Source organism: Saccharothrix stipae, from assembly GCF_054781895.1.
On sequence record NZ_BAAGTN010000017.1, the window covers coordinates 58692 to 81089 of the forward strand.

Here is a 22398-nt window from a genome sequence, read left to right on the forward strand (position 1 = left end):
GTCGGGGCGGAACCACAGCACACACTGATCAGGACTTTAGGGGGCGCTGGTGGCGACCGGTACGACGGTGTTCAGCCGGGTGACGGTGGTTGCGCCGCGAACGCGTATCGACGTCGCGCTGCCCGCCGACGTCGCGGTGGCCGACCTGCTGCCGATGCTGCTGGACATGGCCAAGGAGGCCACTCCGGACGGTGGCGTGCGGCACGGCGGCTGGGCGTTGGCCAAGCTGGGCGAGGGTCCGCTCGACCCCAGCCGCACGCTGGCCTCGCTCGGCGTGGTCGACGGCGAGCTCCTCCAGCTGCGCAAGCGCAACGAGAACCCGCCGCCACCGCTGTACGACGACGTGGTCGACGCGATCGCCGAGTCCGACCCGGACAGCTTCCGCCCGTGGACCAAGGACACCGCGCGGCGCTACGGCCACCTCGCGGGCGCGCTCGCGCTCATCACGGCCGCGATCGCGGTGCTGATGGCCGGTCCGCTCGCGGGCGGCGGCAACCTCGCGCCGGCGATCTGCGCGGGCGTGGTCGCCATCGCGGCGCTGGCCGCGGGCGCGGTCGTGGCACGGGCCTACGCGGCCACCGGCACGGGCGTGCTGATCGCCGCGGCGGGCGGCCTGCCGATGGCCTACGTCGCGGGCCTCTACATCGTGCCCGGACCGGTCGGCCGGCCCAGCCTGCTGCTGGCCAGCGTGCTGGTGCTGATCTTCGCCTCGGCCGCGATCATGCTGATCGGCCGCGGCATCACGGTGTTCATCGCCGCCGCCACGGCGGGCGCGCTGAGCGCCGCCGCGTTCCTCGTCGGCATCTTCGTGGACCACCCGGTGCAGGGCATCGCGGCGGCCACCGCGGCCGTCTCGCTGGCGATGCTGTCCGCGCTGCCCCGGTTGACGATCCAGCTGGCGAAGCTGCCGCTGCCGACCGTGCCGGGCAGTGCCGAGGACCTCAAGGAGGACACCGGCTTCCCGGAGTACTCCGTCATCGAGCGGCGCACCGCCAACGCGCACGAGTACCTGACCGGCACGATCATCGGCTGTGGCGGCATCGCCGCCGTGTTCGCCGTGATCGCGGCGGGCGACGGCTCCATCTGGGGCCCGCTGCTGGCGATCGTGGTCACGCTGGTGCTGCTGCTGCGCGGCCGGGCCTACGCCAACGGCGCGCAGGCGGTGGCGCTGCTGGCCAGCGGCATGGTCGCGGGCGCGGGCGTGCTGCTGGGGTGGCTGCTGGAGTCCTCGCCCGCCGACCGGCTGCTGTACGTGTTCGGCGCCCTGGTGGTGGTCGGCGCGGGCGCGCTGGTGCTCGGCGTGATCTTCCCCAACCAGAAGTTCTCCCCGGTGCTGCGTCGCACGGTCGACATCCTGGAGGCCATCCTCATCGCCGCGGTGCTGCCGCTGGCGCTGGCGGTGATGGACCTCTACGTGGCCATGCGCCAGCTCATCCCCGCGTGAGGCCGTGATGCGCATCCGCAAGTTCGCCGCGCTGACCGCGGCGGCGGTCGCCCTGGTGACCGCGCCCGGCGCGCACGCCCAGCCGTCGACCACGAACCCGAGCGGCCGGCCGAACTCGCAGCCGCCGCCGGTGGACCGGGCGTTCCTGCGCCCGCCCGTGGCGCCGGTGGAGGACGTCAACTACCAGAAGGCGACGCTGTGCGTCACCTCGGGCACGGGCAACCGCCCCATCCCGAACAAGCCGTGGGGCCAGATGCAGCTGCGGCTGGAGGAAGCGCACCGCTTCGCCACCGGCAAGAACCAGAAGCTCGCCATCATCGACACCGGCGTGAACAAGAACCACCCGCGGCTGACCGGCCGGGTCACCGCGGGCGGCGACTACGTCGAGACCGAGAAGGGCGGCGTCGAGGACTGCGACGGCCACGGCACCGAGGTGGCGGGCGTGGCGGCGGCCAGCCGGGACGAGGCGACCGGGTTCGTCGGCGCCGCGCCCGACGTGCAGGTGCTGGCGTTCCGGCAGACCAGCAAGCACTTCAAGTACGAGGACCCGGCGAAGGTCGACAGCCGCCCGTCCGCGGGCAAGGTCGGCACCCTGGCGCAGGCCATCCTGGCCGCCGTGCAGCAGGGCGCCGACGTCATCAACATCTCGCTGACCTCGTGCGAGCAACCCCGTGAGCCGAGCAACCAGGAACGCGAGCTGCAAGCGGCGATCAACTGGGCGGTGAACGACAAGGACGTCGTCATCGTGACCGCCGCGGGCAACATCGACTCCGAGGGCGGCTGCCAGGGCCAGAACGACAACCAGAACCCGAGCACGGTCAACGTGGTCGCGTCGCCGCCGTGGTACGCCGACGACGTGCTGTCCGTGGCGTCGATGAACATGCAGGGCGAGGTGTCGTCGTTCTCGGTGTGGGGCCCGTGGGTCAGCGTGGCCGCGCCCGGCGAGAACATCGTCACCCTCGACCCGGCGGGCCAGGGCCTGACCGACGCCAACGGCGACGCGAACGGGCGGCTCACCGCGATCCAGGGCACCAGCTTCGCCGCGCCGTACGTGGCGGGCGTGGCCGCGCTGGTGCGCGAGCGGTTCCCGGACCTGACCGCGCGGCAGGTGATGGACCGGATCAAGGCCACCGCGCAGCACCCGGGCAACCCGGGCGGCCGCGACCACAAGGTCGGCTACGGGATGGTCAACCCGGTGGCCGCGCTGACCGCCGAGCTGCCGTCCGAACGGCCCGGCGCGAAGCCGGCCGCACCGGAGCAGCTGATCACCAACCTCGGTCCGCTGAACCCGCCCAGCAGCACGCCGATGATCGTGGCGCTGTCCGGCACGGGCGCCGGCGTGGGTGCGCTGCTGCTGACGATGTTCATCGTGCACACGATCAACCGCAACCGCGGCAAGCGCGTAACCGAGCCTAAGCGCTCTATCTGATTGCGCCGCCTCCGGCGTCGCGGCGAGGTCGCGTCGGTCGTCCGTCGCGACCTCGCGCGTGTCCAACGTTCAGAACGCGCGTGTCCTACGTCCAGAACGCGCGTGTCCTACGTTCAGAACAAGCGTGTCCTACGTTCAGGAGCGGTGAGTTCTACGCTCAGGGACGTCAGTCTTCACCCAGGACCGGGGGTGCGGACTTCTTGGGCTTGCCGAAGACCTGCTCGGTCGAGCCGGCCAGCTGGACCTTCGACTTGTGCTCCTTGTCGCCGCCCTGCTGACCGCCGGCGCCCATGCCGCCCATCATGCCGCCGCCCATCATCCCGGCGCCGCCGACGGCCGGGCTGGACGGACCCGCTGCCGCGGCCGCGGCCGGACGTGGGCCGGACTCCGCCGGACGGGGTTCGGAGACGCCCGTCGACCCGCCCTGCTGCATCCGTTCCGCGGGGTCGCCAGCGGGCATTCCACCACCGCTGGGCACACCACCGCCGGGCACACCGCCGCCACCGCCGCCGGGCACGCCACCGCCACCGCCCGGCGCACCCGCACCGGAGCCCGGGCCACCGCCGGCTGCGGCCGGTTTCGTCTCGGCGGGCGGAGTGGTCGGCGCGGTCGGCTTCTCGGGCGCGGTGAACGCCCAGTTCTGCTCCGGGTAGCGGTGCTCCATCTTCACGTCGGCGAAATCGTCCGACCCGGACACGCCGTCGCACAGCCGCAGGAACGCCTCCAGCACGTCCCGCACCGACTCGTGCAGCTCCTTCGCCGGGTCGTGCAGCTCGTCCAACGCCTCCGCCACGCGCCGGTCGCCGTCCACCGGCAACGCCGCCGCGCCGGACACCGTGTCGGCCGCCTCGGCGAACACCCGGGACATGTCCTCCACGATGCCGCGGATGCCCTCGGCGGTCTGGTCGAGCGCCTCACCCATCGCGTGCATCGCGTCGGACATGTCGTGCCCGGCCAGACCGACCTTCTGCATGTGCTCGACGAACGAGTCCGCGTCCCGGCCCTGCCACGCCGAGTCCAGCTTGCCCAGCGGCTTGGTCAGGTCACGCGTCACGTGCTCGGCGACCAACCCGGCCTTGCGCCAGCGCTCCGCCTCGTCGTGCAGGTCGTTCCAGTCGCCCACGACCGGCGCGAAGTAGTCCGCCACGAGGTCGCGCAGACCGAGCCTGCGGCTGATCCCCGACAGGTAGTCCAGCTCCGGCCCCACCTCGGCGGCGATCTGCCTGCCGTCCTTGCCCCGCATCAGCCCAACCCCGCCCGGCGGTCGACCGCCTTGATCAACGCCACCGCGTCGTCGTCGTGGGCGCCGTAGTGCTCGGCCACTTCCTGCAAGCCCTTGGCCGCGGACGTGAGCACCTCGCACGCCCGGTCCAGCTGCTGGTTCAGCATCCCCGCGGCCCGGCCGTACGCCTCGGCGTTGCGCAGCGTGCGGCCCAGCTCGCCGAAGCTCTGGGCGCGCACCGGCTCCGCCCGCAGCTCGGACCGCGCGCGGGTCAGCTCCTCGGCCGCTTCCTCGACGCGCTTCGCGTACAGCTCCAGCCAGCGCGGGTCGACCGCGACCTGCCCGCCGCCCGTCGCCACGGGCGCGGACCTGCGTGTGACCTCGTTCACCCGGACACCTCCCGCACCCTATGACGGGAACCGGCCCACGCCGGTTCCGCCGAAGGGCTCAAGCTCGTGCTCAACCGCCCTGCTTCTTCGCCTTCTCCTCGGGCAGCAGGCCGTTGCCCTTCGGCACCGGGATGGAGTCCCAGCTGCGGGAGGCGTCGTTGCGGTTGAGCTGCGGCCCGTTGGGCAGCAGCCGCAGGATCGACTCGGGCCCCGGCGAGAAGCCGTCCGCGCCCAGGCCGAGCGCGCCGCTGGTGACGACGTCGGGGATGCCGTACTTCACCCCACGACCGGTCACCAGGTGGATCGGGCCGCTGGCGAAGTCCTGGGTGGACGTCGCGCTGCGCACCACGGCCGACTTGCCCGGCGCCATCACGAACTGGCTGACGACCTCGCCGGTCGCGCCGACCTGGTTGATCTCGACCGGCACCACGTTCGACGGGATCGGCAGCGACGGCGCGATGGTCACCTTGGTGTGCTGCGACTTGTTGTCCGAGTTGACGTTCTGGGCCTGCCAGCCCAGGCACAGCACCCGGTTGTTCTGGTTCGGCTCCTGCGTCTCCGGCACCTCGGACGGGTAGTCGGAGAAGTCGAGCTGGCTGACCTTCTCCGCGTCGTTGGTCTTCGCGATGTCGACCAGCTTCGGCTTGGCGCCCTGCGCGTAGGTGGCCCGGATGAGGTCGCCGGCGGCCTTGCTGACCTCCTGCAAACCCTCCTTGAGCGCGACGTAGAACTTGGAGTCCGCGCCGGTGCGGGAGACCTCGATCACGTCGCCGACCCGGAGGTTCTCGCCCGGCACGTACGCCACCGCCTGGCCGCGGCCGGCGATCTCCGGCGCCACCAGCGGCTTGGCCTCGGGGATCGCGTTGAGCAGGCCCGAGCTGACCGCGCGCGGCTTCTGCTGGCCCAGGTTCAGCGCGGTGACCACGTTCGCGTTGGTGAGGTCGACCTTGGCGCGCACCGTCGACGTCGAGGTGATCTTGGAGTTCTGCGGCGCCTTGTAGATCAGGTACGCCTGCTTGTCGTCGGTGCCCGCGCGCACCAGCAGGGCGCGCTTGCCGTCGAGCAGCTCGCCGCCGCCGCTGTAGCCCGCGAGGACGGTGGTGGTGAACTTGCCCGGCGCCGACGGGTCGTTCAGCGACTCGTCCAACGTCAGGGTGTCGCACACCGACCAGTCCGGACCGATCCGGTCCGCGGGCTTCGGCAGCACGTCCGGCCCGTCGGGGATGCCGGTCAGCCGGCCCTTGGGCAGCTTCGCCAACGCCTTCTCGCTGACCAGCTTCGGGTCACCGCCCGCGACCTGCGGACCCGCGTTGACCTGGCCCGCCGCCGCGTCGCCACCCGCCACCTGCGCCTGCCCCTTGTCCGGGGTCGACCGCTGGAGCAGCAGCAACCGCGCGGACGCGAGGTTCGTCATGGGGATCAACGTCTTGGTCGTGCCGACCGTGTGCACGACGTAGACCTGACCGGTCTCCTTGGAGATGGCGATCTGCGTCTGGTCGTCGACCTGCGGGTCCGGCGAGAAGAAGCCGAAGATCAGGAACCCGATGAGCCCGATCACGCCGAGCAGGACACCCACCGCGGTCGCGCGCGAGTGCGTGCGCATCGGGTCGTGCAGCATCACCGCGTCTCTGCGCACCAGGGCGGACTGCATCCTGCGCAGCACGAAGCGGTAGGCCTGGACCTGTGACTTGGTGGTGGGTGTTGATGCCATTCTCGGCTCGCTGCTCTCCCAGTCGCGGTACGGTCTGCACGATAGCCGGACGGCGGGTGGTCCGTGTGCGGGTTGGTCAGACCCGGTCGGTCCACCCGGCGCACGCCGACGGAAAGAGAACCAGAGCGGATGTCCGTGACCACCCCACATCCGGGCCAGCCCAATCCCGCCATGGCGCGCGCGCAAGCGGCGGGCGGCGCCGTGCGCGCGGCACTGCTCCGGGCGCGTCGCCGCACCACGGGCGCGAGCCTGGGCGCGCTGCCGGTCGCCAACCTGGTCGTGCTCGAGGTCGGCGTCGCCATCGGCCTGGTCCTGCTGGCCGTCGGCGCCACCGGTGCCGGCATCAAGCCCGTGCCCATGTACGTCGCGGGCGGTGTCGTGCTGATCGCCCTGATCCTCGCGTTCACCAGGTCCAGGGGCCGCTGGCTGACCCAGTGGATCGGCCTGGTGGTGCGCTACAGCTTCCGCTCGCACAGCCACACCGCCAAGCGCACCGGCCCGGTGGAGATGAAGCCCCCGTCGGAGGAGGAGTCCTCGGTCATCGGCCCGGACGACCCGCGGGTGGCGTTGCTGCGCCTCGCGGTGCCGGACCTGGTGGTGGCACGGGGCGTCGACCACGAGCGCCGTCCGCTGGGCATGGCCTGGCACCAGGGCGCGTGGACCGCCGTGCTGCTGGTCGACCCGGCGCCGGGTCTGATCACCGCGGTGGGCAGCGCGCCGTCGCTGCCGCTGGGCGCGCTCGCGCCGACGCTGGAGGACCGCGGCGTGGTGCTCGACGCGATCTCGGTGATCTGGCACTGCTACCCGGGCAGCGCGGCGCTGCCCGCGAACTCGCCCGCGCTCAACTCCTACATGGAGGTGCTCGGCCCGCTGCCCGCGGCGGCGCGCCGGACCACGTGGATCGCGGTGCGGCTGGACCCGCGGCGGTGCGCGGCGGCGATCCGGGAACGCGGCGGCGGCGTCGTGGGCGCGCACCGGGCGTTGATCGGCGCGCTGTCGCGCGTGCGCAACGCGCTGGAGTCGACCGGCGTCTCGATCCGACCGCTGGACCCCGACGAGCTGATCCGGGCGGGCATCTCGGCGGCCGAGCTGACCTCGGTGGCCGGGTCGAACAACTCGGTGTCGTTGCGGGAGAAGTGGTCCGGTGTGACGGCGGGTGGCGTCGGCCACGCCAGCTACGCGATCACCGGCTGGCCGGCCAAGGGCATGCGCAACAACCTGAACGCGCTGACCGGCGTGCGGGCGCTGTCCTCGACGTTGTCGATGACGATCTCGCCGAGCAGCGAGCAGGGCCAGGTCGGGTTGCGCGGCATGGTGCGGGTCAGCGCCCGGACGCCGTCCGAACTGGACCGCGCCGACGACCGGCTCAAGGCGTTGGCCGACAAGCTCGACATCACGCTGACCCCGTTGAACGGCCTGCAGGTCGCCGGGCTGTCCGCGACGCTGCCGCTGGGAGGTGTGGCGTGAGCAACTCCCGGTTGATGGACTCGCGGGGCAAGGGCGTGGCGCCGGAGTTCCTGGTGTCGCCGCAGATGCTGGACGTGGTGAGCCCGTCGGGCGACCGCGGCGGCATGGTGCTCGGCTCCGGCCTGCAGGGCGAACCGCTGACGATCTCGGTGCTGCGGTCCGCGCCGACCCGCATGGTCGTGGTCGGCGGGCTGTACCTGGCCCGCCAGATCGCGTTGCGGGCGATGGCGACGGGCGCCTGGATCACCATCGCGACGGGTCGCCCGGCGGCCTGGCAGCCGGTGGTGCGCGCGGCGGGCGCGGGCCAGGACGGCCGTCCCTCGCCGCTGGTGCAGCTGCGCCGGCTGAGCCCGGTGGAGCTGCCCCGGCCGTCGGAGGACAGCCCGCTGCTGGTCGTGCACGACGGCGGCCACGTGCCGCAGGAGTTGTTCCCGCCGCGGTCGCCGTGGCAGACCACGATGTACGTGTTGCCCTATTTGCACCCCCAGGCGGCGACCACCGCGAATTCCGCGGACCTCGTGCTGCTGCAACGGCTGCCGGTCGGGCAGGCGCAGTTGGCCGGCCAGATCTGGCGGTTGCCGCCGCAGATGGCCCACCAGCTCACCACGCTCAAGGACGACCAGGTGATCGCGCTCGGCACGAACCTGTGGCGGCCGTTGCGGCTGGTCACCACGCCCGGTGAGCAGCAGATCCTCGGCGCCGTCCGGCGCGGCGACTGAGCCCGCGCAGGCAAAGCCGACGTGCCCCCGGACGGTTGTCCGGGGGCACGTTTTTCGGTGTGGGTCCAGTCACTCTCCGCACGAATTCGTTCACAGCACGAATAAAACTGTGGAGGAGCCGTTCGTCGGTTCTTGCCGGCAAATTCTTGCGCCTCACCCGCGAGGCGAACTAGGAACAACTCATCGTGTCCGCCGGGCTCGGGGGCGACGCCGACCGGACACCCACCCTGCGAAGAGGAGACCCCCTGCCATGGGAGACGTTCGCGCGTCCTGGACCAAACGGTTGGCCGGTGTCGGGCTGGCCACGGGCACGGCGTTCGCGGTCACGGCCGCACTGACCACCTTCACCTCCGCCGCGGCGGAGGGCGAGATCCTCGGGTTGGGCGCGCCCAACGCGGTCAAGGACAGCTACATCGTCGTGCTCAAGGACATGAGCACGAGCAGCGTCGGCTCGCTGGGCGCCAAGTACCAGGCGAACGTCAAGCACACCTACACCCACGCGGTGCGCGGCTTCTCGGCCACCATGAGCGAGGCGCAGGCCCGCAAGCTGGCCGCCGACCCGTCGGTGTCGTACGTGCAGCAGGACGGCGAGGTGAAGATCTCCGGCACGCAGGCGCCGACCCCGTCGTGGGGCCTGGACCGGATCGACCAGGCCGCGCTGCCGCTGGACAACTCCTACACCTACCCGAACGAGGGTGAGGGCGTCACCGCCTACATCATCGACACGGGCATCCGGTTCTCGCACACCGACTTCGGCGGTCGCGCGGTGACCGGTCGCGACACCGTCGACAACGACAACAACGCCAGCGACTGCAACGGCCACGGCACGCACGTGGCGGGCACCGTCGCCGGCACGAAGCACGGCGTGGCCAAGAAGGCCAAGCTGGTCGGCGTGCGGGTGCTGAACTGCGCGGGCTCCGGCACGTACGCGGGCGTCATCGCGGGCATCGACTGGGTGACCGCGAACGCGGTGAAGCCGGCGGTCGCGAACATGTCGCTCGGCGGCGGCGCGGACGCCACGGTCGACCAGGCCGTGCGCAACTCCATCGCGTCGGGCGTGACCTACGGCCTGGCGGCGGGCAACGACAACGGCGCGAACGCGTGCAACGTGACGCCGGCCCGCACCCTGGAGGGCATCACGGTCGGTTCCACGACCAACACCGACGCCCGGTCGTCGTTCTCCAACATCGGCACCTGCCTGGACATCTTCGCGCCGGGCTCGTCGATCACGTCGGCGTGGTACACCGACGACACCGCCACCAACACGATCAGCGGCACCTCCATGGCCACGCCGCACGTGGTCGGCGCGGCGGCCGTGTACCTGGCCGCCAACCCCACCGCCACGCCGCAGCAGGTGCGAGACGCCCTGGTCAACGGCGCGACGAACAACGTGGTCGGCAGCCCGGGCACCGGTTCGCCGAACAAGCTGCTGCGCCTGGTCGGCTCGTCCACCCCGCAGCCCGGCAACTGCGCGCCCAAGACCAACGCGACCGACGTGGCCGTGCCGGACCTGGGCACCGCCTCCAGCCCGATCGCGGTGACCGACTGCGCGGGCAAGGCCGGCTCGTCGGCCACGGTCGAGGTGCACGTCAAGCACACGTACCGGGGCGACCTGGTGATCGACCTGATCACGCCGAGCGGTGCGGTCAAGCAGCTCAAGGTGCAGTCCGGCTCGGACAGCGCGGACAACGTCGACGCGACGTACACGGTGAACCTGTCGGCGGAGAACGCCAACGGCACCTGGCAGCTGCGCGTGCGTGACGCGTTCAACCAGGACACCGGCTACATCGACACCTGGACCCTCGACCTGTAAGCGGTCGCCTGATCCAGTCGCCCGACAGCGGCCCCACGCCAACTCCACCGGCGCGGGGCCGCTTCGCGTTTCACCTGGTCAGGAATTACATCTGCGCTGCGGCGCGAACCTGACCGCCTACCGGTTCGAGCCCGAGGCGGAGACGTACGTGGTCGACGAGGACCTCGGTCTTCCCGCACCCCGACCTTGAGCTCACACCCGGGCCGCGCACGACTGCAACGCCTCCAGCACCCGCGGCCACGTGCAGTCGGTCGGTTCGGTGGTCCGGTTGTGCGTCGCGATCCTCAGCCGTTCCTCCCGGTCGGTCGCGAGGCGGGCGATTCCCGCGGCCAGGTCGTGGGTCAGCACGCCCTCCACCCCGTCCCGCACGAAGTCCGCCACGCCCGTCCCCGGCCGCGCCACCACCGGCACCCCCGCCGTCCGCGCCTCCAGCGCCGCCAGCCCGAACGCCTCCTGCGACGCCGCGTTCACGAACACGTCCGCACCGGCCAGCAGGTGACCCACGCCCCGCCGGTCGAGTCGGCCGGGCAGGCTGACCCACCCCATGCCGTGCCGCTCCACGTACCGCCGCAGGACCGCCATCTCCGGCCCGGAACCCGCCACCGTCGCCCGCAACCGCACGTCCGCCGACACCGCCCGCAACGCCCGCAGCAACGCCAGCGGCTCCTTGCGCGCCGCCAGCCGGCCCACCGACACCACGTGCACCGCGTCGTCCGGCCGCTGCGTCGGGATCCCCCGCCACGCCGACGGCACGATCCCGTTCGGCACCACCCCCACCGGCACCCCCGGCGCCACCGCGCGCACCCGGTCCGCCGCCGCCCGGCTCACCGCCGCCACCGCCACCCGCGCCGTGCTCCACGACACCAGCCGGTCCAGCACCCGGTAGCACCGCTGCACCACCGGGTCCCACATGCTGTGCACCACGACCACCGTCGGCAGCCCCAGCCGCAACGCCGACCGCACCCCCGACCACGCGAACGGCGACACCGCGCCCACGTGCACGTACACCACCGACGGCGACAGGGAGCCGAGCACCCGGTCCAGGTGCGCACCCGCCCGCGGGTGCACCGGCAGGTCCCACGGCAGCCGCACGGCGATCCGGTGCACCGAATACCCGTCACCCGGCGACGCGAGCCTGGTCGCGGTCACCACGTGCACGTCCTCGCCGGCGCCCGCCTGCTCCCGCGCCAACCCGGATACCTGCACCTCGATCCCGCCCAGTCGGGGCAGGAAGCAGTCGGTGACGTGGATGGTGGACAAGTGCGCTCCCGTCAAGCCGCCGAACGGATCAACTGACACTCTTGCACTCGTGAGCCGAACGTGCGTTTTCTTCCACGCCCACCCCGATGACGAAGCCCTGTTGACCGGCGGCACGATGGCGCGCCTCGCGCGGGAGGGACACCGCGTGGTGCTGGTCGTCGCCACCGCCGGTGAACGGGGCCTGAGCGCGCACGGCACCGATCTCGGCGCCGTCCGCACCAGGGAGGCCCACGCGTCGGCACGCGTCCTCGGCTGCGCGCGGGTGGAGTTCCTGGGCTACCCGGACTCCGGCCTGGACGGTCGGCACGGGTTCGCCCGCGCCGACGTGGGCGAGGCCGCGGCGCGGCTGGCCGAACTGCTGCACGAGGAACGCGCCGACCTGCTGACCACCTACGACCCGCACGGCGGCTACGGGCACCCCGACCACGTCCAGGTGCACCGGGTCGGCACGCTGGCCGCCGAACTCGCCGGCACGCCCCGCGTGTGGGAGGCGACGGTCGACCGCACCTGGCTGCTGCGCGGCCTGCGGCTGCTCAGGCTCGCCCGCCGGTTCGACCTGGCCCCGTTCGAGAAGGCCTACACCGCCCGCGCGGAGATCACCCACTCGGTGGACGTCCGGCGGTACGCGCACGTCAAGCGGGCGGCCATGGCGGCGCACGCCACGCAGACCACCGGCGGCGAGTCGACCCGCACGCTGGCCGCGCTGCTCCGGCTGCCGCCGCCGCTGTTCCAGGTGGTCCTGGGCACCGAGTGGTACGTCGAACGCCCGCGGTGGTGCGCGAGGTGAGGTCGTGGTGGCGGGTCACCGCGTCGTTGGCGTCACTCGGCCTGGCGGCGTGGCTGGTGGTCGCGCTGGTGCCCGCCGTGGGCGGGGTGGCGTGGACGGCCGTCGGCGCGCAGCTGTGCGAGATCGGCCCCGGCACCGCCCTCTGGTTGACGGTGCTGTGGCTGGCCGGGCTCTGGGCCTACACCTACGTGCTCACCGGTTCGCTGCCCGGCCTGCGCAACACCCAGGCGTTCAGCCTGAACGCGGCGGGCAGCGCGATCAGCAACGTGCTGCCGTTCGGCGGCGCGGCCGGGGTGGCGGTGACCGCGGTGATGGCGTCGAGCTGGGGCCACTCCGCCCGCGCGATCACCACGTCGACGATCGTCAGCGGCCTGTGGAACGCGCTGTCCCGGGCCGCGCTGCCCCTGGTGGCGCTGGTCGTGCAGGGCGCGGTGGTGCTCGGCAACGGCGTCCTGGCCGCGACGGTCACGGCGGTCGCCGGGCTGCTGGTCCTGGTGGCCCTGGTGGTCCTGGTGCTGCGGATGCGGGTGCTCGGCCGGCTGCTGGGCGGCCGCGCCACCCGGTTCCTGCTGCGGCTGCGCAGGCAGACCGCGCAGGTGATCAGGACGAGCTGGCGGCAGATGACCGCGGGGATGCTCGCCTACCTGCTGCTCCAGGGCGTGCTGCTGTGGTGGTGCCTGGCCGCCGCCGGGGTCCACCTGGGGCTGGGGTCGACGGTCGCGGCGTTCGCGGTGAGCAGGCTGCTCACGCTGGCCGTGATCACCCCCGGCGGGGTCGGGGTCACCGAGAACGGCACCATCGCGCTGCTGATCAGCCTCGGCACGCCCGCCGCACCGGCCGTGGCGGGTGTGCTGCTGTTCGCGTTCTTCACCTACCTGGTGGAGATACCGCTGGGCGGTGCGGTCTGGCTCAGCTGGTCGGTGCGCCGCGCACGTTCCGGGTGACCGCGGCCCGCGCGGCGAGCTCGTCGTCGGCCGGGTAGTCGACCCGGACCAGCGCCAACCCGTGCGGCGGCGCCACCGCCACCTCGCTGGACCGCGCGGCCAGCGACAGCAGCGAGGCGGGCCAGGCCACCGGCTTGCGACCCTCGCCCACCGCGAGCAGCGCACCGACCAGGCTGCGCACCATCGAGTGGCAGAACGCGTCCGCGGACACGTGCGCGGTCAGCACGTCACCGTCGCGCACCCACTCCAGGCGTTGCAGCTCGCGGATCGTGGTCGCGCCCTCGCGGCGCTTGCAGAACGCGCAGAAGTCCCGTTCGCCCAGCAGCAGCCGGGACGCGGCGTTCAGCGCGTCCAGGTCCAGCGGACGCGGCCAGGCCAGCGTGTCCAGCCGCCGCAACGGGTGCGCGCCGGAGGCGGCGTCGGTGACCCGGTACTCGTAGTGCCGGCGCAACGCGGCGAACCGCGCGTCGAACTCGGCGGGCACCACCCGCGCCGAGAACACCCGGACGTCCGCGGGCAGCGCGCGGGCCAGGCGCCTGGGCAGGCCCGCCACGTCGGCGGACGCGGGCAGGTCGACGTGCGCCACCTGCCCCGACGCGTGCACACCCGCGTCCGTGCGGCCCGCCACGGTCAGCCGCACGTCCTCGCGCAGCACCGTCGACAGGGTGTCCTCCAGCACGCCGCACACCGTGCGGCGGCCGGGCTGGCGCGCCCACCCGGAGAACTCCGTGCCGTCGTAGGCCAGGTCCAGGCGCACACGAACGAGCCCGTCGTCCCCAGCGGGAACGACGGGCTCGTCGGTGAGGTTCGCGTCCGTCAGGACTCGTCCTTCTTGTCCTCGGCCTTCGGGGCCTCGGCGGCCTCGTCCGAAGCGCCCTCGGCGGGCTCCTCGGCGGCGTCCTTCGTGGCGGACTCGGGCGCCTCGGCGTCCTGGTCCTGCACGTCCTCGGACTTGGTCGCGTCGGACTCGACGGCCTTGGGGGCCTGGTCCTTGGCGAACTTCGTCTTGCGGGCGCGCTCCGCCTCGGAGGTGACGGTGGACTCCGCGACCAGCTCGATCACGGCCATGGGGGCGTTGTCGCCCTTGCGCGGCAGCGTCTTGGTGATGCGGGTGTAGCCACCGGGGCGGTCGGCGAACTGCGGACCGATCTCGGCGAACAGCTTGTGCACGATGTCCTTGTCGCGGATGACCTTGAGGATCTCGCGACGGTTGTGCAGGTCACCGACCTTCGCCTTGCTGATCAGCTTCTCGGCGTACGGCCGCAGCCGCTTCGCCTTCGCCTCGGTGGTCGTGATCCGACCGTGGGTGAACAGGGACGTGGCCAGGTTGGCCAGCATCAGCCGCTCGTGGGCCGGCGAGCCCCCGAGACGGGGTCCCTTGGTGGGGGTGGGCATCGAATTGCTCCTCGGATTTCTTTCTGATCCTCTGCTCCGGCCCGGCCGCTAAGCGGCCTCAGAGCTGCTCGGTCTCCGCGTAGTCCTGGCCGTCGTCGTGGGTGTCCACGGCGGTGTCCGTGCCCCAGCCTTCGGCCGGGTAGTCGGACGCGGCGGCCGACGGGTCGAACCCAGGGGGGCTGTCCTTCAGCGCCAAGCCGAGGCCGACGAGCTTCATCTTGACCTCGTCGATCGACTTCGCACCGAAGTTGCGGATGTCCAGCAGGTCCGCCTCGCTGCGCGAGACCAGCTCGCCCACGGTGTGGATGCCCTCGCGCTTGAGGCAGTTGTAGGACCGGACGGTGAGGTCCAGGTCCTCGATCGGCATCGCGAACGCCGCGATGGTGTCCGCCTCGGCGGGCGAGGGGCCGATCTCGATGCCCTCGGCGTCGACGTTCAGCTCGCGAGCGAGGCCGAACAGCTCGACCAGCGTCTTACCGGCCGACGCGACGGCGTCGCGCGGCGTGATGGACGGCTTGGTCTCGACGTCGAGGATCAGCTTGTCGAAGTCGGTCCGCTGCTCGACACGGGTGGCCTCGACCTTGTAGGTCACCTTCATGACGGGCGAGTAGATCGAGTCGACCGGGATGCGGCCGATCTCGGCACCGGCCTGCTTGTTCTGCACGGCGGGGACGTAGCCGCGACCGCGCTCGACCACGAGCTCGATCTCCAGCTTGCCCTTGCCGTTCAGGGTGGCGATGTGCAGGTCGGGGTTGTGCACGGTGACACCGGCCGGAGGCACGATGTCGCCCGCGGTCACCGCGCCCGGCCCCTGCTTGCGCAGGTACATGGTCACCGGCTCGTCCTCCTCGGAGCTGACGACCAGCTCCTTGAGGTTGAGGATGATGTCGGTGACGTCTTCCTTCACACCGGGGACGGTCGTGAACTCGTGCAGCACACCGTCGATGCGGATGCTGGTCACGGCCGCGCCGGGGATGGACGACAGCAGGGTGCGGCGAATCGAGTTGCCGAGGGTGTAGCCGAAGCCCGGCTCCAGCGGCTCGATGACGAACCGGGAGCGGGTCTCGTTGACCGCTTCCTCGCTGAGCGAGGGACGCTGGGAAATCAGCACTGGGTTCTTCCCTTCTAACCCCGACGCCCGCTATTTGACGTCGTGGAAGCCGGTCGCGGAGACCGGCAAACGCATGCGGCACACCATTTCGCGCCGCCGCGGGACCCGACTGGAGGGGCGGCCGGGGGCCGCCCCTCCAGGAGGATCACTTCGAGTAGAGCTCGACGATCAGCTGTTCGGTGACGGGCGTGTCGATCTGCGCCCGCTCCGGCAGCTGGTGGACCAGGATGCGCAGGTTGGACTGCACGACCTGGAGCCACGCCGGGATCGGCCGGTCGCCGAAGGAAGCACGCGCGGCCTCGAAGGGCAGCGTGGGCAGCGACTTCGGCTTCACGTCGATGATGTCGAACTTCGACACCCGGAAGCTCGGGATGTTGACCTTCTGGCCGTTCACGATGAAGTGACCGTGGCTGACCAGCTGGCGGGCCTGACGACGGGTGCGCGCGAGACCCGCGCGGTACACCACGTTGTCGAGCCGGGACTCCAGGATCTGCAGCAGGTTCTCGCCGGTCTTGCCGGGGCGACGAACCGCTTCCTCGTAGTAGCGCCGGAACTGCTTCTCCAGGACGCCGTACGTGTAGCGGGCCTTCTGCTTCTCCTGGAGCTGGAGCAGGTACTCCGACTCCTTGATCCGACCGCGGCCGTGCTGGCCGGGCGGGTAAGGACGACGCTCGAACGCCTGGTCCCCGCCGACGAGGTCGACCTTGAGACGGCGCGAGATGCGAGTGGCCGGTCCGGTATAGCGAGCCATGTTGTCTTACTCCTCCCCGTGCCTCAGACCCGGCGCCGCTTGGGCGGGCGGCAGCCGTTGTGGGGCTGCGGGGTCACGTCCTGGATGGTGCCGACCTCGAGACCGGCGGCCTGCAGCGAACGGATCGCGGTCTCGCGGCCGGAGCCGGGACCCTTCACGAACACGTCCACCTTGCGCATGCCGTGCTCGGCGGCCTTGCGGGCGGCGTTCTCGGCGGCCATCTGCGCGGCGAACGGCGTGGACTTGCGAGAGCCCTTGAAGCCGACGTGGCCGGCGGACGCCCAGCTGATCACGTTGCCCATCGGGTCCGTGATGGACACGATGGTGTTGTTGAACGTGCTCTTGATGTGCGCCTGGCCGTGCGAGACGTTCTTCTTTTCCTTGCGCCGGACCTTCTTGACCCCGGCGCCCGTACGGGACTTGGGTGGCATGTCTGGGTGAACTCCTACTTGCTAGAGACGCGAGGTCTTACTTCTTTCCGGCCTTCTTCTTGCCGGCGACGGTCTTCTTCGGACCCTTACGAGTGCGCGCGTTCGTCTTGGTGCGCTGCCCGCGGACGGGCAGGTTGCGACGGTGCCGCAGCCCCTCGTAGCAGCCGATTTCCATCTTCCGGCGGATGTCGGCCTGAACCTCGCGGCGGAGGTCACCCTCGACCTTGAAGTGGTTCTCGATGTAGTCCCGCAGCTTCGCCAGGTCGTCGTCACCGAGGTCCTTCACCCGGATGTCCGGGGAGATCTCGGTGGCGGTCAGCAGCTCCTTCGAGCGCGTCCGACCGATGCCGAAGATGTAGGTGAGCGCGATCTCCAACCGCTTTTCGCGGGGGAGGTCGACGCCAGCGAGTCGTGCCATACGGCGCTTGCTCCTAACAGTGGTGTCGCTCCAGGTCTGCTCCTCGCCCGATCCCGGGACTGACTCGCTGTGTCAGTTCCGGTCGCTCTCGCGACCGGTGTCCCGGCCCCGGCCTGGAGTCCGGGGGTGTGCCGCACGTGGTGCGTGGTGTGCGGCAGGTGCGAGGAGGCTTACTCGTGTCGCGTCGGTGAAGACTCGACTCGTGCTCGTCGGTGCTGGTCAGCCCTGGCGCTGCTTGTGGCGCAGGTTCTCGCAGATCACCATGACCCGGCCGTGGCGGCGGATCACCTTGCACTTGTCGCAGATCTTCTTGACGCTCGGCTGGACCTTCACGCCTGAGCTTCTCCTGCGTCAGCCGGTGCGCCCGTGCTGGGGCGCGCCGGAGGTCACTTGTAGCGGTAGACGATGCGCCCGCGGGACAGGTCGTAGGGCGAGAGCTCCACGACAACCCGGTCCTCAGGGAGGATGCGGATGTAGTGCTGACGCATCTTGCCGCTGATGTGTGCCAGGACCTTGTGACCGTTCTCCAACTCGACGCGGAACATCGCGTTGGGGAGCGGCTCGACTACGCGGCCCTCGACCTCAATGGCCCCGTCCTTCTTGCCCATGTCCTCCGCGTTTCGTGACGGTGGGTGTTACTTCTGGAGTGCGGGCACGCGGCACCCCGACTCCTTCAGGCCCTTGCGAACCCTGTCAGCTGCGGGGACGATGTCCCCGGGCATGACGGAACCGGCGCGACGTATGCGCCACCTGTCCATACTACGCGCGTCAGCGCCGAGGCCCAAATCGGGCCAGGCGACCCGCCACGAGGACCAGGCCCCAGGGGCCGGCGACCCAGATCCACCACGGGTACAGCGCCTCGCCGGTGGACAGGCTGATGATGCCCCAGATGAGGAAGTTGATCGAGCTCGCGGCGAACCACGCGCTGGTCATGACCCGGACCAGGGTGCTCGACCGGCGCTTCGCGGGCGGGGGCACGTCGTGCGGCAGGTCGGCGGTCAGGGCGTTGAGCTCGGCGTACGTACGGGCCTCGTAGACGGCGCGGGTGCGCTCGTCGTACTCGGCCAGGGTGAGCCTGCCCTCGGCGTGCGCGCGGAACAGCTCCTCGGCGACCGCGGCCCGATCGTTGTCGGCTGCCCGGATGAAGGACTCGTTCACGTGGACACCTCCCTTCACCGTAATGGTAACAGCGTTACCGTTCGGGGTGGGAGGTCGGGTAGGTGGTGGGGTGAGTGGTGGGGTAGGTGGCGCTCGGGCGGGTGGACCACCAGATGACGCCGAGCACCGTTCCCGGCGGCACCGCGACCCAGAGGAACCACGGGTGCACGAAACCCTCGCCGGCGAGGAGGCTGACGAGCAGCCAGAGGGCGAAGTTCAGCGCGCTGACGCTCAGCCAGATGGTGGTGAGCACCTTCATCGCCTTGCGCCCGCCGTTCGCCTTGGCCCGTTTCGGGGTGAGCGGGGCAGCGGAGGTGGGAGGTGCGAAGGGCGTGGACGGCGCGGACGGCACGTTGGGCAGGTCGGCGGTGAGGGAGGCCAGTTCGCCCCGGGTCTTGGCCTCCCAGGTGCGCACGACGCGGGCGTCGAACTCGGCGAGATCGAGGCTGCCGTCGGCGTGCGCGCGGTGCAGCCACTGCTGGACCAGTTCGCGTTCGGCGTCGGAGGCCCGGATGTCCTCGGGCCGCACAGGCTGGGTCACCCGTACATCGTGACGCGGCGAACCTGTCCGGGGACATGGGGCTAACCCCCCGCTTCGCGGCGGCCGAACGGTGGGGGTGAGCAAGGGCAGGGCAAGGGCAAGGGCAAGGGCAAAAGATTAAAAGCGTCCTCGCCGGACGGGCAGATCAGCAGGATGACGGGGTTCGGGCGGTAAGTCCCTGTCGCGTCGTTGGTCCGGGCTTCGTGTCATCCCGCCGACCTCCACAAGGGCAACCACACGTGTCAAGGGGGCGGCAAGGGACCCACACCGGGCAAGACCGGACAACGCCCCCTTGACACGCGCGGTAGGGCTGCGCCAGGTCGGCGGGATGACACGAACCCCTCCCTTTGGGAGGAAAAGCATCGGCGGCCGCACACACCACCGGTGGTCCACTGGCAGGGTTCTCCCTCAAAGGAGGGGGCCGTGTCATCCCGCCGACCTGGCTCTGCCCAACCGCGCGTGTCAAGGGGGCACCTGCGGCCCAACAGGAACGATGGGCTGGGACGGCCCCCTTGACACGTGTGGTTGCCCTTGTGGAGGTCGGCGGGATGACACGGACCCCGGCACACGCTGGGACAGGAGTCGACCGCGAGGCCCGTCATCCTGCTGATCTGCCCGTCCGGCGAGGACGCTTTTGATCTTTAGAACTCAGGGGTCCAGGGCTCGGAGCTCCGGGGTCCGGAACCCAAACTCAGAGCTCAGTCGTCGAGGGCGGTGAGGACCCAGGGGCCGTCGTCGGTGATCGCCACCGAGTGCTCCCAGTGCGCGGCACGCGAGCCGTCGGTCGTGATGACGGTCCAACCGTCGTCCAACTCGACCGTCCGCTCGGTCCCGAGCGTGAGCATGGGCTCGATCGCGATCGCCATGCCCGGCTTCAACCGCGGCCCCTTGCCCGGCTTGCCCTGGTTCGGCAGGAACGGGTCCATGTGCATCTTCGTGCCGATTCCGTGGCCGCCGTAGCCCTCCACGATCCCGTACTCGACGCCGTGCTCCTCGCCGGCCAGGATCGTGGCCGACTCGATCGCGAACGAGATGTCGCTCAGCCGACCACCGGCCACCGCCGCCTCGATGCCGGCGAGCATCGACGCCCGCGTGGCCTCGGACAGCTTCAGCTCGGCGTCCGTCACCGAACCCACCGGCAGGGTGATCGCCGAGTCGCCGTGCCAGCCATCCAGGATGGCGCCGCAGTCGATCGAGATCAGGTCACCCTCCGCGAGCACCTGGGTGCGGCTCGGGATGCCGTGGACCACCTGGTCGTTCACCGACGCGCAGATCGAGGCCGGGAACCCGTGGTAGCCCTTGAACGACGGGATCGCGCCCGCGTCCAGGATGTTCTGCTCCGCCAGCTCGTCCAACTCGGCGGTGCTGACCCCGGCCTTGGTGTGCGCGGCCAGCAGCGCCAACGTGCGCGCCACGACCAGGCCGGCGGCCCTCATGGCCTCCAGCTGGCCGCGGCTCTTGACCTCGATCATGCGATCCCGACCGGAGACGACCCGACGCAGCGCATCGACAAGTCCACCGCTCACTTCAGGTCGCGCAAGGCGCGCAGAGCGCGCTCGCTGATCTCGTCGACCTCACCGACGGCGTCGATGGTCACGACGACGTCGGCGTAGTAGTCGAGCAGCGGCGCGGTCTCCGTGCGGTACACCTGCTGGCGGTGCCGGATCACGTCTTCCTTGTCGTCCGTGCGACCGCGGGCGAGCAACCGCTCGACCACGACGTCCTCGTCGATCCGGAACTCCAGCACCGCGTCCAGCTTGTGCCCGTCGACCGCCAGCATCTCGCCGAGCACGCCCGCCTGAGCGGTGTTGCGCGGGAAGCCGTCGAGCAGGAAGCCGGCGGCGGCGTCCGGCTGCGAGAGCCGGACGCGCACCATCTCGTTGGTGACCGCGTCCGGCACCAGCTCGCCCGAGTCCAGGTACTCCTGGACCTCCTTGCCCAGATCGGTCTGCTGACTGATGTGGGCGCGGAAGAGGTCCCCGGTGGAGATGTGCGGCACGCCGAGCTCGCGGCTGAGCGTTGTGGCCTGGGTGCCCTTGCCCGCACCGGGCGGGCCGACGAGAACGAGTCGCACTAGCGGAGGAACCCTTCGTAGTTGCGCTGCATGAGCTGGCTCTCGATCTGCTTCACGGTGTCGAGCCCGACACCGACCATGATCAGCACCGCCGTGCCGCCGAACGGGAAGTTCTGGTTCTGGCCCTGACCGGTGAGGTCGAGGAACAGGTTCGGCAGGATGGCGACGATGCCCAGGTAGAGCGAGCCAGGCAGCGTGATCCGCCCCAACACGAAGCGGAGGTACTCGGCGGTGGGACGGCCCGGCCGGATGCCCGGGATGAACCCACCGAACTTCTTCATCTCGTCCGCACGCTCGTCCGGGTTGAACGTGATGCCGACGTAGAAGTACGTGAAGAAGACGATCAGCAGGAAGTAGAGCGCGATGTGCACCGGGCTGGACTGGCTCACCAGGTGCGTCGCGACGAAGCTCTCCCACCAGTTCGGCGCCGACCCGTCGGTGGACGTGGTGAGGCGCGAGATGAGGTCGGGCAGGTACAGCAGCGACGAGGCGAAGATGACCGGGATGACACCGGCCTGGTTCACCTTCAGCGGCAGGTACGTCGACGTGCCGCCGTACATCCGGCGGCCGATCATGCGCTTGGCGTACTGGACCGGGATGCGGCGCTGGGCCTGCTCCACGTAGATGACGCTCGCGATGATCAGCAGGGCCGCGACGCAGACCAGGAAGAACGTCAGGCCACCGCGGTCGAGGATGATCTTGCCCTCGATCGGGATGCGCGCCGCGATGCCGGTGAAGATCAGCAGCGACATGCCGTTGCCGATCCCCTTCTCGGTGATGATCTCACCGAGCCACATGATCACGCTGGTGCCCGCGGTCATCACGACCACGAGGACGACCAGGTTGAAGATGCTCTCGTCGGGGATGACCGGCACTTCGCAGTTCTGGAACAGCTGGTCGCGCACGGCCAGGGCGATGATGCCCGTGGACTGCAGGACCGCCAGCGCGATGGTCAGGTAGCGGGTGTACTGGGTCAGCTTGCCCTGACCCGCCTGCCCTTCCTTCTTCAGCTGCTCGAACCGCGGAATCACCACGGTGAGCAGCTGGACGATGATGCTCGCCGTGATGTACGGCATGATGCCGAGCGCGAAGATCGACAAGTTCAGCAGCGCGCCGCCGCTGAACAGGTTGATCAGCGAGTAGATCCCCTGCTGGTCGACCGACTCGACACACTGTTTGACGTTCTTGAAGGAGACGCCCGGCGCGGGCATGGTGGCGCCCAACCGGTACACCACGACGATCCCCAGTGTGAAGAGGATCTTCTTGCGTAGGTCCGGCGTCGCGAGAGCCGAGCGGAATGCGCCGAGCACGCGAACCTCCATCAGCGTTGCCGC

At 70.8% G+C, this 22398-nt stretch carries 24 protein-coding genes; 7 read left to right on the forward strand and 17 right to left on the reverse strand.

The features are described from left to right. The first annotated feature begins 49 nt into the window (after positions 1-49). On the forward strand, positions 50-1444 hold the full coding sequence (gene eccD, locus ACYVLT_RS28100; RefSeq protein WP_461123219.1) for a type VII secretion integral membrane protein EccD: 1395 nt from the start codon (positions 50-52) through the stop codon (positions 1442-1444). Positions 1445-1451: 7 nt separating this feature from the next. Next, positions 1452-2873, forward strand: coding sequence for a type VII secretion-associated serine protease mycosin (mycP, locus tag ACYVLT_RS28105; RefSeq protein WP_461123220.1), 1422 nt, complete (start codon positions 1452-1454; stop codon positions 2871-2873). Between the two features lie 166 nt (positions 2874-3039). Here the strand turns inward: mycP and ACYVLT_RS28110 are convergent, their stop codons facing one another. The 3 genes from ACYVLT_RS28110 to eccB form a co-directional block, all read right to left on the reverse strand. Beyond that, positions 3040-4116, reverse strand: coding sequence for a WXG100 family type VII secretion target (locus ACYVLT_RS28110; protein ID WP_461123221.1), 1077 nt, complete (start codon positions 4114-4116; stop codon positions 3040-3042). Then, positions 4116-4484, reverse strand: a complete 369-nt coding sequence (locus tag ACYVLT_RS28115; protein WP_461123222.1) for a hypothetical protein — start codon at positions 4482-4484, stop codon at positions 4116-4118. Before ACYVLT_RS28115 ends, ACYVLT_RS28110 begins: the two co-directional genes overlap by 1 nt. A gap of 70 nt (positions 4485-4554) precedes the next feature. Further along, positions 4555-6195, reverse strand: a complete 1641-nt coding sequence (gene eccB / locus ACYVLT_RS28120) for a type VII secretion protein EccB (RefSeq protein WP_461123223.1) — start codon at positions 6193-6195, stop codon at positions 4555-4557. A 171-nt stretch (positions 6196-6366) separates the two neighbouring features. Here eccB and eccE point away from each other — a divergent pair, with 171 nt between their 5' ends. From eccE to ACYVLT_RS28135, 3 genes are all read left to right on the forward strand, one after another. Continuing rightward, positions 6367-7662, forward strand: a complete 1296-nt coding sequence (eccE, locus tag ACYVLT_RS28125) for a type VII secretion protein EccE (RefSeq protein WP_461123224.1) — start codon at positions 6367-6369, stop codon at positions 7660-7662. A gap of 14 nt (positions 7663-7676) precedes the next feature. Further along, a complete protein-coding gene (locus tag ACYVLT_RS28130; protein ID WP_461124141.1) occupies positions 7677-8381 on the forward strand; it encodes a hypothetical protein in 705 nt (234 codons plus the stop codon). Positions 8382-8631: 250 nt separating this feature from the next. Further along, the gene (locus tag ACYVLT_RS28135; RefSeq protein ID WP_461123225.1) at positions 8632-10194 is read left to right on the forward strand and encodes a S8 family peptidase; all 1563 of its coding nucleotides are present in this window, start codon (positions 8632-8634) and stop codon (positions 10192-10194) included. A gap of 192 nt (positions 10195-10386) precedes the next feature. Here the strand turns inward: ACYVLT_RS28135 and ACYVLT_RS28140 are convergent, their stop codons facing one another. Then, the gene (locus ACYVLT_RS28140; RefSeq protein WP_461123226.1) at positions 10387-11454 is read right to left on the reverse strand and encodes a glycosyltransferase family 4 protein; all 1068 of its coding nucleotides are present in this window, start codon (positions 11452-11454) and stop codon (positions 10387-10389) included. A 49-nt stretch (positions 11455-11503) separates the two neighbouring features. On the opposite strand from ACYVLT_RS28140, the gene ACYVLT_RS28145 reads away from it, so the two are divergent. Continuing rightward, positions 11504-12241: a PIG-L deacetylase family protein gene (locus tag ACYVLT_RS28145; RefSeq protein WP_461123227.1), complete on the forward strand. Its 738-nt coding sequence runs from the start codon at positions 11504-11506 to the stop codon at positions 12239-12241. Continuing rightward, positions 12238-13185, forward strand: coding sequence for a lysylphosphatidylglycerol synthase transmembrane domain-containing protein (locus ACYVLT_RS28150; protein ID WP_461123228.1), 948 nt, complete (start codon positions 12238-12240; stop codon positions 13183-13185). The genes ACYVLT_RS28145 and ACYVLT_RS28150 overlap by 4 nt, the downstream gene beginning before the upstream one ends. On the opposite strand, the gene truA is transcribed toward ACYVLT_RS28150, so the two are convergent. The 13 genes from truA to secY form a co-directional block, all read right to left on the reverse strand. Then, positions 13151-13942 (reverse strand): tRNA pseudouridine(38-40) synthase TruA, encoded by a 792-nt coding sequence (gene truA / locus ACYVLT_RS28155; protein ID WP_461123229.1) that lies wholly within the window; start codon positions 13940-13942, stop codon positions 13151-13153. The two genes, ACYVLT_RS28150 and truA, sit on opposite strands and share 35 nt — an antisense overlap. Positions 13943-14001: 59 nt before the next feature. Further along, positions 14002-14580, reverse strand: coding sequence for a 50S ribosomal protein L17 (gene rplQ / locus ACYVLT_RS28160; protein ID WP_461123230.1), 579 nt, complete (start codon positions 14578-14580; stop codon positions 14002-14004). A 58-nt stretch (positions 14581-14638) separates the two neighbouring features. After that, entirely contained in the window at positions 14639-15691 is a 1053-nt protein-coding gene (locus tag ACYVLT_RS28165) for a DNA-directed RNA polymerase subunit alpha (protein WP_123745287.1), read from the reverse strand. A 145-nt stretch (positions 15692-15836) separates the two neighbouring features. Then, entirely contained in the window at positions 15837-16442 is a 606-nt protein-coding gene (rpsD, locus tag ACYVLT_RS28170; protein WP_053718426.1) for a 30S ribosomal protein S4, read from the reverse strand. A gap of 23 nt (positions 16443-16465) precedes the next feature. Next, a complete protein-coding gene (gene rpsK, locus ACYVLT_RS28175; protein ID WP_033436732.1) occupies positions 16466-16873 on the reverse strand; it encodes a 30S ribosomal protein S11 in 408 nt (135 codons plus the stop codon). Between the two features lie 37 nt (positions 16874-16910). Beyond that, complete coding sequence (gene rpsM / locus ACYVLT_RS28180) at positions 16911-17291, reverse strand: 30S ribosomal protein S13 (RefSeq protein WP_230566497.1); 381 nt, start codon at positions 17289-17291, stop codon at positions 16911-16913. A 219-nt stretch (positions 17292-17510) separates the two neighbouring features. Beyond that, positions 17511-17624: a 50S ribosomal protein L36 gene (rpmJ, locus tag ACYVLT_RS28185; RefSeq protein ID WP_010148647.1), complete on the reverse strand. Its 114-nt coding sequence runs from the start codon at positions 17622-17624 to the stop codon at positions 17511-17513. Positions 17625-17677: 53 nt separating this feature from the next. Then, on the reverse strand, positions 17678-17899 hold the full coding sequence (infA, locus tag ACYVLT_RS28190) for a translation initiation factor IF-1 (RefSeq protein WP_005166804.1): 222 nt from the start codon (positions 17897-17899) through the stop codon (positions 17678-17680). Positions 17900-18059: 160 nt separating this feature from the next. Beyond that, the gene (locus tag ACYVLT_RS28195) at positions 18060-18449 is read right to left on the reverse strand and encodes a DUF1707 SHOCT-like domain-containing protein (RefSeq protein WP_461123231.1); all 390 of its coding nucleotides are present in this window, start codon (positions 18447-18449) and stop codon (positions 18060-18062) included. Between the two features lie 34 nt (positions 18450-18483). After that, positions 18484-18990: a DUF1707 SHOCT-like domain-containing protein gene (locus ACYVLT_RS28200; protein WP_461123232.1), complete on the reverse strand. Its 507-nt coding sequence runs from the start codon at positions 18988-18990 to the stop codon at positions 18484-18486. Positions 18991-19688: 698 nt separating this feature from the next. Then, positions 19689-20462 (reverse strand): type I methionyl aminopeptidase, encoded by a 774-nt coding sequence (map, locus tag ACYVLT_RS28205; protein WP_461123233.1) that lies wholly within the window; start codon positions 20460-20462, stop codon positions 19689-19691. A gap of 50 nt (positions 20463-20512) precedes the next feature. After that, complete coding sequence (locus tag ACYVLT_RS28210; RefSeq protein WP_461123234.1) at positions 20513-21064, reverse strand: adenylate kinase; 552 nt, start codon at positions 21062-21064, stop codon at positions 20513-20515. Further along, entirely contained in the window at positions 21064-22374 is a 1311-nt protein-coding gene (gene secY / locus ACYVLT_RS28215) for a preprotein translocase subunit SecY (RefSeq protein WP_360464741.1), read from the reverse strand. Before secY ends, ACYVLT_RS28210 begins: the two co-directional genes overlap by 1 nt. Between the last annotated feature and the right edge of the window lie 24 nt (positions 22375-22398).